At 62.3% G+C, this 14,261-nt stretch carries 19 protein-coding genes; 14 read left to right on the top strand and 5 right to left on the bottom strand.

All coding sequences use genetic code 11. The annotated features are described in order from the left end of the window. Window position 1 precedes the first annotated feature (1 nt). The 6 genes from DS839_RS04320 (at window position 2) to DS839_RS04295 (ending at window position 5,380) form a co-directional block, all read left to right on the top strand. Complete coding sequence (locus DS839_RS04320) at window positions 2-298, top strand: UxaA family hydrolase (RefSeq protein WP_119269045.1); 297 nt, start codon at window positions 2-4, stop codon at window positions 296-298. After that, window positions 291-1,514 carry a UxaA family hydrolase gene (locus DS839_RS04315; RefSeq protein WP_368911162.1) on the top strand — a complete coding sequence of 408 codons (1,224 nt, stop codon included), beginning with the start codon at window positions 291-293 and terminating at the stop codon, window positions 1,512-1,514. Before DS839_RS04320 ends, DS839_RS04315 begins: the two co-directional genes overlap by 8 nt. Before the next feature lie 26 nt (window positions 1,515-1,540). Next, window positions 1,541-2,542 (top strand): ABC transporter substrate-binding protein, encoded by a 1,002-nt coding sequence (locus tag DS839_RS04310; protein ID WP_119269044.1) that lies wholly within the window; start codon window positions 1,541-1,543, stop codon window positions 2,540-2,542. A gap of 195 nt (window positions 2,543-2,737) precedes the next feature. After that, window positions 2,738-3,508: an ABC transporter ATP-binding protein gene (locus tag DS839_RS04305; RefSeq protein WP_119269043.1), complete on the top strand. Its 771-nt coding sequence runs from the start codon at window positions 2,738-2,740 to the stop codon at window positions 3,506-3,508. Next, window positions 3,489-4,322, top strand: a complete 834-nt coding sequence (locus DS839_RS04300; RefSeq protein WP_368911159.1) for an ABC transporter permease — start codon at window positions 3,489-3,491, stop codon at window positions 4,320-4,322. The genes DS839_RS04305 and DS839_RS04300 overlap by 20 nt, the downstream gene beginning before the upstream one ends. A gap of 11 nt (window positions 4,323-4,333) precedes the next feature. After that, window positions 4,334-5,380 (top strand): Ldh family oxidoreductase, encoded by a 1,047-nt coding sequence (locus DS839_RS04295; protein WP_119269042.1) that lies wholly within the window; start codon window positions 4,334-4,336, stop codon window positions 5,378-5,380. On the opposite strand, the gene DS839_RS04290 is transcribed toward DS839_RS04295, so the two are convergent. Together DS839_RS04290 and DS839_RS04285 are read right to left on the bottom strand one after the other, a co-directional pair. Next, complete coding sequence (locus DS839_RS04290; protein WP_119269041.1) at window positions 5,358-6,434, bottom strand: alkene reductase; 1,077 nt, start codon at window positions 6,432-6,434, stop codon at window positions 5,358-5,360. The genes DS839_RS04295 and DS839_RS04290 overlap by 23 nt on opposite strands. A 23-nt stretch (window positions 6,435-6,457) precedes the next feature. Next, the gene (locus tag DS839_RS04285; RefSeq protein ID WP_119269040.1) at window positions 6,458-6,775 is read right to left on the bottom strand and encodes an ArsR/SmtB family transcription factor; all 318 of its coding nucleotides are present in this window, start codon (window positions 6,773-6,775) and stop codon (window positions 6,458-6,460) included. A 180-nt stretch (window positions 6,776-6,955) separates the two neighbouring features. Here DS839_RS04285 and parE point away from each other — a divergent pair, with 180 nt between their 5' ends. From parE to DS839_RS04270, 3 genes are all read left to right on the top strand, one after another. Further along, complete coding sequence (gene parE, locus DS839_RS04280; RefSeq protein WP_119269039.1) at window positions 6,956-8,989, top strand: DNA topoisomerase IV subunit B; 2,034 nt, start codon at window positions 6,956-6,958, stop codon at window positions 8,987-8,989. A gap of 136 nt (window positions 8,990-9,125) precedes the next feature. Beyond that, window positions 9,126-9,482, top strand: coding sequence for a DUF2934 domain-containing protein (locus DS839_RS04275; RefSeq protein ID WP_119269038.1), 357 nt, complete (start codon window positions 9,126-9,128; stop codon window positions 9,480-9,482). 6 nt (window positions 9,483-9,488) lie between these two features. Further along, entirely contained in the window at window positions 9,489-9,716 is a 228-nt protein-coding gene (locus DS839_RS04270) for a KTSC domain-containing protein (protein WP_119269037.1), read from the top strand. 4 nt (window positions 9,717-9,720) lie between these two features. Here the strand turns inward: DS839_RS04270 and DS839_RS04265 are convergent, their stop codons facing one another. Together DS839_RS04265 and DS839_RS04260 are read right to left on the bottom strand one after the other, a co-directional pair. After that, a complete protein-coding gene (locus tag DS839_RS04265; protein WP_162918296.1) occupies window positions 9,721-9,945 on the bottom strand; it encodes a hypothetical protein in 225 nt (74 codons plus the stop codon). A gap of 73 nt (window positions 9,946-10,018) precedes the next feature. Further along, window positions 10,019-10,210 (bottom strand): DUF1127 domain-containing protein, encoded by a 192-nt coding sequence (locus tag DS839_RS04260; RefSeq protein WP_119269035.1) that lies wholly within the window; start codon window positions 10,208-10,210, stop codon window positions 10,019-10,021. Window positions 10,211-10,432: 222 nt separating this feature from the next. On the opposite strand from DS839_RS04260, the gene DS839_RS04255 reads away from it, so the two are divergent. The 3 genes from DS839_RS04255 to DS839_RS04245 are packed head-to-tail and all read left to right on the top strand — an operon-like array spanning window position 10,433 to window position 12,333. Continuing rightward, a complete protein-coding gene (locus tag DS839_RS04255; RefSeq protein WP_119269034.1) occupies window positions 10,433-11,164 on the top strand; it encodes a glutamine amidotransferase-related protein in 732 nt (243 codons plus the stop codon). After that, complete coding sequence (locus DS839_RS04250) at window positions 11,161-11,721, top strand: GNAT family N-acetyltransferase (RefSeq protein WP_119269033.1); 561 nt, start codon at window positions 11,161-11,163, stop codon at window positions 11,719-11,721. Before DS839_RS04255 ends, DS839_RS04250 begins: the two co-directional genes overlap by 4 nt. 54 nt (window positions 11,722-11,775) lie before the next feature. Further along, complete coding sequence (locus DS839_RS04245; RefSeq protein ID WP_119269032.1) at window positions 11,776-12,333, top strand: thioredoxin family protein; 558 nt, start codon at window positions 11,776-11,778, stop codon at window positions 12,331-12,333. Here DS839_RS04245 and DS839_RS04240 read toward each other — a convergent pair whose 3' ends face one another. After that, complete coding sequence (locus DS839_RS04240; protein WP_119269031.1) at window positions 12,334-12,525, bottom strand: hypothetical protein; 192 nt, start codon at window positions 12,523-12,525, stop codon at window positions 12,334-12,336. Between the two features lie 289 nt (window positions 12,526-12,814). Between DS839_RS04240 and DS839_RS04235 the strand changes: the two genes are divergently transcribed. Together DS839_RS04235 and gcvA are read left to right on the top strand one after the other, a co-directional pair. After that, window positions 12,815-13,153 (top strand): hypothetical protein, encoded by a 339-nt coding sequence (locus DS839_RS04235; RefSeq protein ID WP_119269030.1) that lies wholly within the window; start codon window positions 12,815-12,817, stop codon window positions 13,151-13,153. Between the two features lie 175 nt (window positions 13,154-13,328). After that, entirely contained in the window at window positions 13,329-14,243 is a 915-nt protein-coding gene (gene gcvA / locus DS839_RS04230) for a transcriptional regulator GcvA (RefSeq protein WP_119269029.1), read from the top strand. The last annotated feature ends 18 nt before the right edge of the window (window positions 14,244-14,261 follow it).

Here is a 14,261-nt window from a genome sequence, read left to right as displayed (position 1 = left end):
CATGACCGGCCTGACGAACATGATCATTCTCGATGAAGGCGACAATGTCGGGGTCGCCTTGCGCGACATTGCCGCGAATGAGCAGGCAAGGAGCGCTTCAGGTCCGCAAGTGCCGGCGGTCGAGCGCATCGCCCAGGGGCACAAGATCGCGCTGCGCCATATCGCCGACGGTGAGGCGATCATACGGCTCGGTGTTGCCGTCGGCATCGCCACGGCGCCGATCGAGCGCGGCCATCTCGTCCATGTTCACAATGTCAGAAGCCAGTATCTCAACAATGATGAGGACCACTATGAATAGGGCTTCGTCACCGAAAAATGCCGCGAATATGCGGGGCTTCTTGCGCGCCGACGGCCGCAAGGGCATCCGCAATTTCGTCGTCGTCGCCTATCTGGTCGAATGCGCTCATCACGTGGCGCGCCAGATCGCCCAACCCCATCAGACGGCGGGAGCGCAACTCATCGGCTTTCCCGGCTGCTATCCGAGCGACTATGCGCATCGGGTGATGGAGGCGATGGGCACCCATCCCAATGTCGGCGCCGTTCTCCTGGTGTCCTTGGGCTGCGAGGAGTTTCGCCGCAGCGCCTTGCTCGAGGCGGTCGAAGCCTCGGGACGGGACGCGAAGCTCCTGGTCATCCAGGAATGTGGCGGAACCCGCGCCGCCATCGATGAGGGCCGCAGCTGGCTGGAGCAGATGCTCGCGGCGGCGCATGCCGCAGAGACCGTGCCCATCTCGTTTGGCGATCTCGTCATCGGCACCAAATGCGGCGGCTCCGACGGCTTGAGCGGCATCACCATCAATCCCGCCGTCGGCCGCGCCTTCGACCGGCTCGGCGATCTCGGCGCCACCTTGATGTTCGAGGAGACCTGCGAGCTCATCGGCTGCGAGGACCATCTCGCCAAACGCGCGGTGACGCCGGAACTCGGCCGTGAATTGAAAGAGGCAGTGGCGAAGGCCGATCGCTATTACCGCGACCTGGGCCATGGCAGCTTCGGCGGGGGCAATATCAAGCATGGCCTCTCGACGCTCGAGGAGAAATCGCTCGGCGCCTATGCGAAGAGCGGCACGCGTCCGCTCGCGGGCCTGATCAAGCCCGGCACGCGCCCGCCCCATCCGGGTCTCTATCTCATGGACACGGTGAATGACGGGCCGGTGCGCCATGGCATTCCCAATATCAACGACACCCAGACCATCACCGAGATGGTGGCGAGCGGCTGTCACATGATCATCTTCACCACCGGCGCCGGCTCCGTCGTGGGGCAGGCGGTGGCGCCGGTGATCAAGGGCGTGTCCAATTCGCGCGTCTATCAGCGCCTTGCCGACGATATCGACGTGAATGGCGGCACCATCGCCGACGGCATCGAGACGGTCGATGACGTGGCGGAGCGCATCCTCGCCGAGGTCGTAAGTCTCGCTTCCGGGATCCCGAGCAAGTCGGAGAGCCTCGGCCACCAGGAATTTGCCTTGAACTACAAGACCTACGAACCGGCAGGTCCGGCCTGCCTGCCGGTTTGAACCATAAAGCGCCACGGAGGAAACAGATGAACAGGAAGCATAGCATTCTGACGGCTGCATGTGTTGCGACGCTGTTAGCGTCTGCGGGCCTTGCCAAGGCGGCGGACGACGTCCGTCTGCGTCTCAACTGGATGTATTACGGCTCCCATGCCGGCTTCGCCTATGGCAAGGACAAGGGCTACTACAAGGATGCCGGCATCGATCTCGATATCCGCTCCGGCAACGGCTCAGGCTCGGCCCATCGTCTGGTTGCCAACAATGACAGCACCTTCGCCTATGGCTCTTGCGCCTCGATGCTCAATCTCGCGGCCAAGGGCGCGCCTTTGGTGTCGGTCGGCGTCATCGATGCCATGGGGACGGAAGCGGTCATCGTCAGGCCGGATGCCGGCGTCAAGTCGCTCGCCGATCTCAAGGGCAAGACGATCCTCACCACCGCCAATGCCGGGGTGAACACCTTCTTCCCGCTGGTCCTGCAGGCGGCGGGCCTGAAGGAGGGCGATGTTACCATCACCAATGTGCCGGACGGCGCCCTCGTCTCGAGCTATCTGCAAGGGGCGGGCGGAGCCGTCGGCATATTGGGCGGCCTCGACGACAAGCCGGCCGAGATCAAGGCGAATGGCGGTGCCGCACCCGTGACCTTCCCTTATTCGGACTATGGCGTGAACCAGGTCGGCTATTGCATTGTCGCCAATAGCGAGACGGTGAAGGCTAATCCCGACCTGGTGAAGCGCTTCGTCGCCGCCACCATGAAGGCCTACAAGGAGACCGAGGCCAATCCCGATGCCGCGATCGCCTCGATGGCCGACATCGTCGGCGGCTCGATGGCCGAGGACCAGGGCAAGGCACAGGCGCGCGCCGTTCTCGACGTCACGCTGGGCGTCCTCTATTCCAAGGCCAACAAGGACAAGCATCTCGGCATGAATGTGGCGGCCGACTGGGACGACATGCTGGCTTTGATGAAGAAGTACAATGATCTTCAGACTGACAAGCCGGCCGCGGCCTTCTATACCAATGACTTCGTGCCGTGATTTGTTCGGGCTTCCCCTCTCCCGTTGCGAAGCAATGGGAGAGGGTGGCCGAAGGCCGGGTGAGGGCTCTTTGTCTCAGCAGGGAATGCTCGTCGAGATCAAGGCTCGTTGCACGAAAGAGCCCTCATCCGCCCTTTGGGCACCTTCTCCCACGCGTGCCGCGCGGGAGAAGGGAAAAGCTTGTAAGGTGAGGACATGACGGCTGCGGCCATCGATATAAGATCGGCGACCAAGACCTATGCCTCGGGGCCGGAGGCCATCCATGCCTTCGGTCCCTCGTCACTCCGGATCGCGCCCGGCGAGTTCATCTCGCTCGTCGGGCCATCGGGCTGCGGCAAATCCACCTTGATGCTGATGATCGCGGGGCTTCTCGATTGCACGTCGGGCGAGATCGAGGTCGCGGGCGAGGTGGTCAGGGCGCCGCAGACCTCGATCGGCATCATGTTCCAGGACAACACGCTGGTGCCCTGGCGCACCGTGCGTGGCAATGTCGAACTGCAGATAGAATTGCGGGGGCTACCGGTTGCCGACTATCGTGCGACCGTCGATCGCCTGATCAGCTCGGTCAAGCTCGATGGTTTCGCCGAGCGCTATCCTTATGAGTTGTCGGGCGGCATGCAGCAGCGCGCCGCCTTCTGCCAGACTCTGGTGCATCGTCCGGGCGTCCTGCTGCTCGACGAGCCCTTGGGCAAGCTCGACGCCATGACACGCGAAGCTATCCGGCGCGATCTGCAGACCTTATGGTTGCAGGATCGGCCGACCGTCGTCTTCGTCACTCACAGTATCGAGGAGGCGATCCAGCTTTCGACGCGCGTCTGCGTCATCTCGCCGAGACCCGGCCGTATCGAGAAGGTGATCGACATCGATCTGCCCTGGCCGCGCGACCTCGCCGTCAAGAGGAGCGAGAAATTCAGCGCCTATGCAAGCGAGATCGAGGAGATCTTCCATGGCTATGGCGTCCTCTGAACAGAAGCATAGCGCGCCCCCGCTGCGCGCGTCATGGCTTGCCGGCCTCTGGCGCATGCTGGCGCGCTCCTGGGCGTTCATTCTGTTCTTCGCCAGCTTCTTCCTGTTCTGGGAATATGCCATCGATCTCTTCGGCATTCCGGCCTATATCCTGCCCAGGCCTTCGGAGATCGTCACCCGCGGCTGGGCCGATATCGACCGGCTTCTTTATTATACTTATGTCACCGCGGTCGAGAGCGTGCTCGGCTATCTGGTGGCGATCGTCATCGCCGTGCCGCTCGGGCTCGCCATCGCCTTCTCGTCCTTCCTGCGCCGCACCATCTATCCTTTCTTCGTCAGCCTGGAGATGACGCCCAAGATCGCCTTCGCCCCGCTGTTCATTTCCTGGCTGGGCTTCGGGCTTCTGCCCAAGGTGATCATCGTCTTCCTGGTCTGCTTCTTCCCGGTGGTGCTCAACGCCATCCTGGCTTTCGGGTCATTGAGCGAAGAGCTGGTGCGTTTCATCAGGGCGACGGGGGCAAGCCCATTGCGGGCCTTCTTCAAGGTTCGCCTGCCGGCGGCGCTGCCGCAATGCTTCGTCGGCTTCAAATATGCCGCGATCAATGCAACCGTCGGCGCCACCATCGCCGAATTCATCGGCAGCGATCAGGGCCTCGGCTTCTATATCCAGATCGTCACCGGCAATATGCGTCCCGACCTCGCGTTCGCTGGAATCTTCCTATTGACGCTTCTGGGCCTGGCACTGTTCGGCGCCGTGACCCTTGTCGAGCACTGGGTCATCCCCTGGCACATTTCGCAACGCCGTTCGCGCTGAAGGAAAACTCAATGCCCACGAAATTCGAGCCCAAGAGCTTGCGGAAATTTGCCTGCGACGTGCTCATGAAAGCCGGCTTTCCGGCGGAGCCCGCGCGCGTCGTGGCCAAAGGGCTCGTCGAGGCCGATCTCTATGGTCATTCGACCCATGGGCTTGCTCTGCTTCCCGACTATGTCGACGAAATCGCCAGTGGCGCGATGACGAAGGAAGGGGCCCCCGAGGTCGTGAGCGATTTCGGCGCGGTGGCGCTGTGGGATGCGAGGCGGCTTCCCGGCGTCTGGACCACGGAGCTTGCCATTGCCGAAGCGGCGAAGCGCGCAAGGTCCTTCGGCCTGGGCGCCGTCTGCTTGAGGCGCAGCCATCACATTGCCTGTCTCGCGGTATTTCTCGAAGCGCCGGCGCGCGACGGGCTGGCGCTCGTCATTCTCTCTTCCGACCCGAGCGATTCCCATGTGGCGCCCTTTGGCGGCGTGACACCGGTGATGACGCCCAATCCGATCGCCATCGGCATTCCGGCAGAGCCCGATCCGATCCTGATCGATGTCAGCACCTCGATCACCACGGCGGCCATGTGCGCGCGCATGCGCAATGCAGGGACGCCGCTGCCGGGAAAATGGCTATTGGACAAGGACGGGAATGTCACCGACGATGCAAATGTGATGAAGGATGGCGGCTCCATCCTCCCGATCGGCGGCGTGGACCACGGCCATAAGGGCTATGGCCTGAGCCTGATGGTCGAAGCGCTGACGCAGGGGCTCGGCGGCTTCGGCCGCGCCGATCATCCGACGGAGTGGGGCGCTTCCGTCCTGGTTCTCGCCTTTGCGCCGGAAGCCTTTGGCGGCCGTGACGCATTTCTGCGCCAGACCGGCTGGCTGGTCGAGGCCTGCGCCCAGTCGGTAGTGCCTGAAGGTAAGCCGCAGGTGCGCTTGCCCGGGCAGGCCGCGCTCAAACGCAAGGGCGAGGCCGAGAGGGACGGCCTCGCGCTTGATGGCGTGCGGCTAGCGGGGCTCGAAGGCTTGGCGAAACGCTTCTCTCTCAGCCTACCGGTGCCGCGCTGACCGTATCGAGGAACGGATAATCGGTATAGCCGGTGCTGCCCGGCGTGTAGAAGGTCGTATCGTCCGGCTTGTTGAGCGCTGCGTCCTTGGCGAAGCGGGCGGGAAGATCGGGATTGGCGAGGAAGAGTTTGCCGAAGGCAACGGCATCGGCCTCGCCTTGCGCCAGGATGCGCTCCGCGGTTTCCTTGTTGATATCCTGATTGGCGATATAAACGCCGCCGAAGGCTTTCTTCACGGCGGGCCCGATGCGAGATCCATCGAAAGGCTCGCGCGCGATGATGAAGGCGATCTTCCGCCGCCCGAGCTCGCGGGCGACATGGGAAAAGGTCGCTTCCGGCGTCGAGTCGTCGATATCATGCGAGTTGCGCTTGAGATTGAGATGCATGCCGACGCGCTCCGGTCCCCAGACCGAGATCGCCGCATCGGTCGCTTCGAGCATCAGGCGGGCGCGGTTCTCGATCGATCCGCCATAGTCGTCGATGCGGCGGTTGGTCTTGTCCTGCAGGAACTGATCGAGCAGATAGCCATTGGCGCCATGCAGCTCGACGCCGTCGAACTGGGCCTTGAGCGCATTCTCCGCACCCCGGCGATAGGCCGCGATGACGCCCGGGATCTCGTCGCGCGCAAGCGCGCGCGGCGTCACATAGGGACGCTTGGGCCGGACGAGACTCACCGTGCCGGCGGGCTGGATGGCGGAGGGCGCCACCGGCAGCTCGCCATTGAGGAAGATCGGATCGGAAATCCGCCCGACATGCCAGAGCTGCAGGAAGATGCGCCCGCCTTTCGCATGCACGGCCTGGGTGACCTTAAGCCAGCCCGCCGTCTGCTCATCTGACCAGATGCCGGGCGTGTCGGCATAGCCGACCCCCATGGGCGTGACGCTGGTGGCTTCGCTCAGGATCAGTCCGGCCGAGGCGCGCTGCGCGTAATATTCGGCCATCAGCCCATTGGGAACGCGCTCCGACCCGGCGCGGCTCCGCGTCAAGGGCGCCATCAGGATGCGGTTGGGCAGCGTATAGGGGCCGAGCTTCAAGGGATCGAAAAGGGTGGGCATGGGAGGCTCTCTGCAGGGTGGGTTCAGGAGGGGGAGTTGAGGCCAGGTGGGAAAACAACTTCGAGCAGGCCGGGGAAACGTTCGTCGATGTCCTGGCGGCGAAGCGTGTTGATGACCTCGACGCCCTTTTTTTCGGAGCGGATGAGGCCGGCCTCGCGCAAGACTTTGTGGTGGAAGGAGACCGTCGAAGGCGGCAGCGTCGCGCAGGCCTGGATGCAGCTCATGCTGTCGCTCGCCATGAGTTTCTGTACGATATGGCGCCGCATCGGGTCCGACAGGGCATGAAGCACATGATCGAGCGAGATGTCGCAAACGGCGGGATGGTTGAACGACCGGGCCATGGTTCCATCATATAGTTCAGGAATTCAATAGTGCAAGACTATTGCAGTAATACTGGATTGTAACCCTCTGGCGCCTTAAATCAGCGCCGTCTCGCCGTTATTCCCCGAACTGGGACAGGGGCGGCGATCTGGGTTAACAAGGGCAAACAGCCCAAAACGACTGATTCGACTGGAATTCTGATGGCCAAGAACAAGGTGAAGGACCTTTTTGACAAGCTCGAAGCCGAGATGGCGCCGCAGGCCGCCAAGGCGCGCGCGATGAAGCCGAAGAACGGCGATGAGAGCTATACCGCCGCCGACATCGAGGTGCTGGAGGGGCTGGAGCCCGTGCGCCGCCGGCCCGGCATGTATATTGGCGGAACCGACGAGAAGGCGCTGCACCATCTCTTCGCCGAGGTGATCGACAATGCCATGGACGAGGCGGTCGCCGGCCACGCCTCCTGGATCGAGGTCGAATACGACAAGGAGGGCTGGCTCACCGTCATCGACAATGGCCGCGGCATCCCGGTCGATCCGCATCCCAAGTTCAAGACCAAGTCCGCCCTCGAAGTCATCATGACGACGCTGCATGCCGGCGGCAAATTCGATTCCAAGGTCTATGAGACCTCGGGCGGCCTGCATGGCGTGGGCGTATCGGTGGTGAATGCGCTGTCGGAAGACCTGATCGTCGAGGTGGCGCGGGGCCAGCAGCTCTATCGCCAGAGCTACAAGCGCGGCAAGCCCGCGAGCAAGCTCGAGAAGCTCGGCAAGGTGAACAACCGGCGCGGCACCAGCGTGCGCTTCAGGCCGGATCCCCAGATCTTCGGTAAGACGGTCGAGTTCTCCGGCGCCCGCCTTTTCCGCATGGCACGCTCGAAAGCCTATCTCTTCGGTGGTGTGGAGATCCGCTGGTCCTGCGCTCCCTCCCACATCAAGGACAAGGAGACGCCGGAAAAGGCGGTGCTGCATTTCCCGGGCGGCCTCAAGGACTTCCTCGAAGAGCGCCTGGAGGGCCGGCCGCGCGTGGCGGACGAGATCTTCGCCGGCAAGGTAACGAAGCCCGGCGGCCATGGCTCGGTCGAATGGGCGATCGCCTGGTTCGGCGGCGATGACGGCTTCATCTCCTCCTACTGCAACACGATCCCGACGCCCGACGGCGGCACGCATGAGCTGGGCCTGCGCTCGGCCTTGCTGCGCTCGCTCAAGAACTATGCCGAGCTCACCAACAACAAGCGCGCGAGCGTCGTCACCGGCGACGATGTCATGGCATCCTCAGGCGCGCTTCTCTCGGTCTTCATCCGCGAGCCCGAATTTCAGGGCCAGACCAAGGACCGGCTCGCGACGCCCGAGGCCGCGCGCATCGTCGAGGCGGCGATCCGCGATCATTTCGATCACTGGCTCACCGGCCATCCGGCCCAGGCCGACAAGCTGCTCGACTGGATCATCGAGCGCGCCGAGGAGCGTGTGCGCCGGCGCCAGGAGAAGGAAGTCGGCCGCAAGACCGCGATGCGGAAATTGCGCCTGCCGGGCAAGCTCGCCGATTGCTCATCGACGGCGGCCGAGGGCTCCGAGCTCTTCATCGTCGAAGGCGATTCGGCCGGCGGCTCCGCCAAGCAGGCGCGGAACCGCGCCACCCAGGCGGTGCTGCCCTTGCGCGGCAAGATCCTCAATGTGGCGAATGCCGGTAAGGACAAGCTCGCCCAGAACCAGCAGCTTGCCGATCTCCTGCAGGCGCTGGGCTGCGGCGCGGGCGCCAGCTATCGCGAAGCTGACCTGCGCTATGACAAGATCATCGTGATGACCGACGCCGATGTCGACGGCGCCCATATCGCTTCGCTGCTCATCACCTTCTTCTATCGCCAGATGCCGCAGATGATCGAGGAGGGCCACCTCTATCTGGCGGTGCCGCCACTCTACAAGCTGGCGCAAGGGGCCAAGACCGCCTATGCGCGAAATGATCAGCACAAGGATGAATTACTGAAGGGCGATTTCTCTGGCCGCGGCAAGGTCGAGATCTCGCGCTTCAAGGGTTTGGGCGAGATGCTGCCCGGACAGCTCAAGGAAACGACGATGGATCCGATGAAACGAGCGCTGCTGCGCGTCGCGATCCTGGGCGACGAAAAGACGACGACCGCCAAGGTGGTCGAGCAACTCATGGGCAACAAGCCCGAGGAGCGGTTCAAGTTCATCTCCAACCGCGCCGAGTTCGTCAGCGAAGAGGGACTAGATATCTGACGCTCGCGTCCCGGTTGGGGCTATCGCTGCCGCCGAATCCTGCTAATTTCATTACAGGTGGGAGCTTCGCTGGAACCTTGCTAAGGTTCCAGCGCTTATCGGATGTCGGCATTCATTGCCGGCAAGGGAGCTGCCCATGACCAGATCGTCGCCCATCACCGAAGAACGTATCCGCGAGCGCGCCTATCGTCTGTGGCTCGAGGAAGGCCAGCCGGAAGGCAAGCACGCCGAACATTGGGAGAGAGCGCGCGAGCTTCTCGCTCTCGAAGCCGATCCCGAGGAGGGAAGAGAAGCGCCTGACGAAGGCTATAACAATGCGGGTCCCTGGGGCGAGCCGGTCGAGGAGGCCTCTGTCCTGGAAAACCAGGGCGAATTCCCGACCACGACCGACCAGGGCGAGCAGGAAGTGCCTAAGAAGCGCAAGCCGACCGCATCGAAACGCCGGCCCAAAATCGCCAAGCCGGGACCGGCGGCGAGGCATCGGCCGATGTGAGGTTGCGTGCCGTCGACTGCGATCAGCCGGATTGCCTATGAAAGCGAGACCGAGACGCTCAGTGTCTGGTTCCGCGGATCGGGCGAGCTCTATCGCTATTATGAAGTGCCAGGGCGCATCTATGACGCTTTCCGCAAGGCAGGCTCAAAGGGGCGATTCTTCAATTATTACATCAAGGACCGCTATCGGTTTCAGCACATAAGCGATCCGGATGGCGGCCGGCACGCGGCCTAAGCGATCAGTTGTCGACGGTTTTCAGTTTCTCGGTGTCACCGCTGAAGGTAGCAGGCTGAAGTTTCGCTTGTTGCGAAACGGGCTCGCGTCTCTCTTCCTCCGCCGGCATGATCTTGACGTCTTGAGCCGGCTCCATTTTCTCGGCCTGGCCCGCTCGCTTGGCGGTTGGCGCCAAGATGATGAGGCTGGCGCCGGTCAAGACAACGAGAATGAGATCACGGGGCTTCACAAGCATCTCCAAAATGAACGGAGGCGGTCCGCCGTCGAACCGCCTCCGTCTCGCCGTCCGGTAGCTCTGAAAATCAGTTCAGAAACTCACGGAGTTCGATCTGGGCACGACTGATGCCGATGTCGCGAAGCATGTGGTCATCGAGCCCACGCAAATGCTGCTTCGTAGCGGCACGGGAAAAGTGCTTGCGCACACGCTCGAACAGGCCGGGCGTCGGGCGATGGCGTGTGCCAAGAATAATGCCGCGGGCGGTATCGAGTGTCATGAGTGGCCTCCTGAAAGAGAAACTGCTGTCCCGATGACACTGCTTCTAGCAAGCTCAGGCGTAATCCATCCTGAACGGTCCGTTCATCTGCCATTTAGGAATGCAAATACCGGACAAAGCTCGATTTTCTGCCTTTTCGATGCCCCAATGCCCGTCTTATTTGGGCATTTGAAAAACCGAAAACCGGTTTCCCAATTTCACTTCCGTGCTTAGAGTAAGGCCATGGCAGATTCGCAAAAGATGCTCCTCATCGTGCATGACCGCGATGAAATGGACGACCGGGCTTCGGCCTGGGCTCGCCGGCAAGGCTATGAGCTGCAGTGGGTTTGCCCCGCCGACGGCGATCCTTTGCCGGCTGTGGATGAGCGTGTTGCCGGCATCGTCGTCTATGGCGGCGCCCAGGATGTCGACCAGCAGGACAGCTTTCCTTACTTGAAAGATGAAATGCGATTCCTCGATGAGGCTTTGAAACGGGAGACGCCGGTTCTGGGTCTTTGCCTCGGCGCCCAGCTTCTTGCCCATACGCTGGGCGAGAATGTTTCGAAGCATCCTGGAGGTCATGCCGAATATGGCTATTATGATCTCCTGCCCACGCAAGTGGGAGCGAGCTTCTTCGGAGCCAAGTTGAAAGTGCTGCAGTCGCATTGGCATGGCTGGTTTGAGACCCCGAAAGGGGCGGTGAAGCTCGCCGGCACGGCGGATTTCCCCGAGCAGGCCTTCCGCTACGGCCCCAACGCCTATGGCTTCCAGTTCCATCCCGAGACCAGCCGCAATGGCCTCACCCGCTGGATCTCGCGCCGCTCGGCGCACAGGCAGACGATGAAGGGCGCTCATCCCGCCGCTCGTCAGCTTGCGGACAATCTGCTCTACGACCGGGCGCTGGGCGATTGGTTCAATAAGTTCCTCGACGGCTGGATAAGCGGACGGCAGATCAGATACGAGGCGGCCGAATGACGATTGTCACCATACTTCCTGCGGTTGAAACGCGTTCTCTGGTTCTGCGCGAGATCGAGGCGCGCGACTGGAAGGCGTTCTCGCATTTCATGACGCAATCCGCCTACCAGCGTCACATCGCGCTACGACTGCGCAGCGAGGACGACGTCAAGAATTTCGTCACTCGCCAAGTGGCGCGACAGGGCGACGAGCGCCGCCACATCTTCCATCTCGCGGCCGAGGACAAGACGCGAGGCTTCGCGGTCGGCGATGGCTTCATCATCCTGGGCCGCGGCGGCCTGGCCGAGATCGGCTGGGGCGTGGCGCCCGATCTGTGGGGCAGGGGCTTCGGCACCGAGATCGGCCGCTCCCTCCTCGGCCTTGCGGTCGAGCGCGTCGGCGCCGTCCGTGTCTGGGCCAAGGTGATGGCCAATAATGCGGCGTCCCTCAAACTCGCCCGGCGCATCGGCCTCAAGCATGAACGCTCGCATCCGGACTATCCGGCGGGCCATGGCCGCTTCGAGGCGGTTGAATTCTTCGCCATCACGGCGGAAGATTATTTCGACGCCGGTTATTGAGCGGCTGATCTCGACTCATCGCGAAGGCCGGTGCAGCAAGCAAAGAGGCATGTCATGGCTTCGACGCCACCCATTTGCGATTTCGGCTGGAAGGCCGGGGATTTCCGCCTCCCGGCGACGGACGGCAAGATCTATGCGCTGGCCGATGTGAGAGGGCCGAAGGGCACGCTCCTCGCCTTCATCTGCAATCACTGTCCCTATGTGAAGGCGATCACCGGTCTTCTGGTGCGCGATGCGAAGGACCTGGCGAAAGCCGGCATCGGCGTGGCGGCGATCTGCTCGAATGACGCGGCCGCCTATCCGGAGGACTCCTTCGACAAAATGAAAGCCTTCGCCACCGCCAATGGCTTTCCTTTTCCCTATCTCCATGATGAAAGCCAGAAGGTCGCTCGCGCCTATGATGCCGTCTGTACGCCCGATTTCTTCGGCTTCAATGCGCAAGATGAATTGCAGTATCGCGGCCGCCTCGATGCGTCACGCACATCGCCGCTCGCCGGCGCCCGCCGCGATCTCCATGAGGCGATGATGCAGGTGGTCCGGACCGGAAAGGGGCCCACCGAGCAGGTTCCCTCGATGGGCTGTTCGATCAAATGGAAATCCGGAAACTGGTAGTTATTTCTTTCCCTTCGACGGCTTCTTGAGCGGAGCGGTCGCGATCGAGAAGAGATCTTCTGTCTCTGCCGGTATGTGCATGTAGCGCACGCCCGGAAAGATGATGATTTGCGCAGGGCCATTGACGTCCGCATTGGCCTGCGGCGTGGGCGCAGCGCGCTTCGGGAACGGAATGACGACGGCGTCTAACATTTAAGTCTCCCAGTAAGTCGAAAGCATCGAACTTGGCTGTGAGACTAGAGGAGTCGTACCGAAGGAAGGCTGAATGCGCCGGTTAGCTGCCGTTCATAGATGACGCTGCGCTATGTCGTAACATGCTAGGCTCTCATTCTAACGTTCGTCTCGCACGGGCCATGGTGCCTCTTGACATTGCGGGCCAAAGGGTGATTTGGAAAATATCAGAGTTGCAAATGTGCCTGGGCAGCCGCTGTCGGCATATTTGCTTGATGTTCTCGCACCTCCCTGAAAAAGGAACTGTCACATGACCGGCACGCTTTGCCAGAGCGTTGCGCTCGGCTGCATCATCGCGCTCTGGGTGGTGAAGATCGCCAAGCTCTTTGGGATCATCGTCAAAACCATCCTGTCGATGGTGGAAAATGTCGGCGACACCTTGCATGAGCCGGGCGTCTGTTGCCGGAAAGCCGGGTGGCCGGGCTTGCTTCGCGCGATATGGCCATGCTTGTCCCACCCGGCCGTGATGACGCTGCAGGATGCGGACTCCTTGCCGACCTTGGGGCGGCGCCGGCACGGATCACCGAAACCGCGGGGGCTCGATCGCGACCGGTTCCTGTCCCCGACCCAATGCCGGGCGAAAAGGTGAAAGGTTTCGAAGAGCCTGAGGGCTCACGACAAAGGAAAGCTAGCAGCCGCTGTGCCGCCACGTAAGAGAAAGGTCGGAAAGCGCAGGCCCACGAGCACGGGGTGCGCTTTACATGCGCGATGTTCTGGACACAAACGACCGTTCCGGGCACTCTCAGTGAGAAAAGCTCACTGATATGAAGATCCGCAAGCGCTATTTGCCGCCGCTCAATGCCATCCGCGCCTTCGAGGCGGCCGCCCGGCATCTGCATCTCGGCAAGGCCGCCGATGAGCTGGCGGTGACGCATGGCGCGGTCTCCAAGCACATCGCCAATCTCGAGGACCATCTGGGCTTTCCGCTCTTCACCCGCGCCGGCAACCGGCTGTCGCTGACCGAGCGCGGTCACAAGCTGCTCAAGGCGTCCAATGCCGCGCTCGATCAGCTGGGCTACGCGATCGCGAGACTCGATGGCGAGGCGATCGAAGGCGAGCTCAGGATCTCGGTGCCGCCGGCCTTCGCCGCCAACTGGCTGATACCGCGGCTGCAGGCGTTTCGCCAGCGCTCGCCGACCTTGCGGCTTTATGTTCTCGCCTCCAACCGCACGACCGATGTGCTCGACGACGATATCGATCTCGCGGTGCGTTTCGGCAAGCCGGTGTGGAAGAATTGTGCCATCAGGCTCATGGCCCATGTGCGCTATTTCCCGGTCTGCAGCCCGAAATTGCTCGCACATCCGCCGGGTCTTGCGACATTGGCCGATCTCGCCCATCACACGCTCCTGTTCGACGACCCGGAAGGCGAGAACTGGAAGCGCTGGCTCGACCATGCGGATCTGCGCCAAGTCGAGCCGCGCGGCGTCCTCTATTTCCAGGACTTCAACCATATCCTTGCCGCCGCGCGCGAAGGCTTGGGAATCTGTCTCGGCGATCCCATCACCACCGGCGCCGACCTCGCGGCCGGGAGCCTGGTGCGTCCCTTCGAGCAATCGGTCGAGGATCTCGGCGCTTACTTCCTCATCACGCCGCAGCTTGCCTCGCCGGGAGCGCGCGTCTTCGCCGACTGGCTCGAGGCCGAGATGGTGAGCTTCATGTCCTCCACGACGGCAGGTTGAGACGCTTGGTGAGTATTT

The sequence above is a fragment of the Taklimakanibacter deserti genome, from assembly GCA_003574785.1.
The sequence above is the reverse complement of the archived record's forward strand: the minus strand, read 5'-3'. Positions and strand labels throughout refer to the sequence as shown.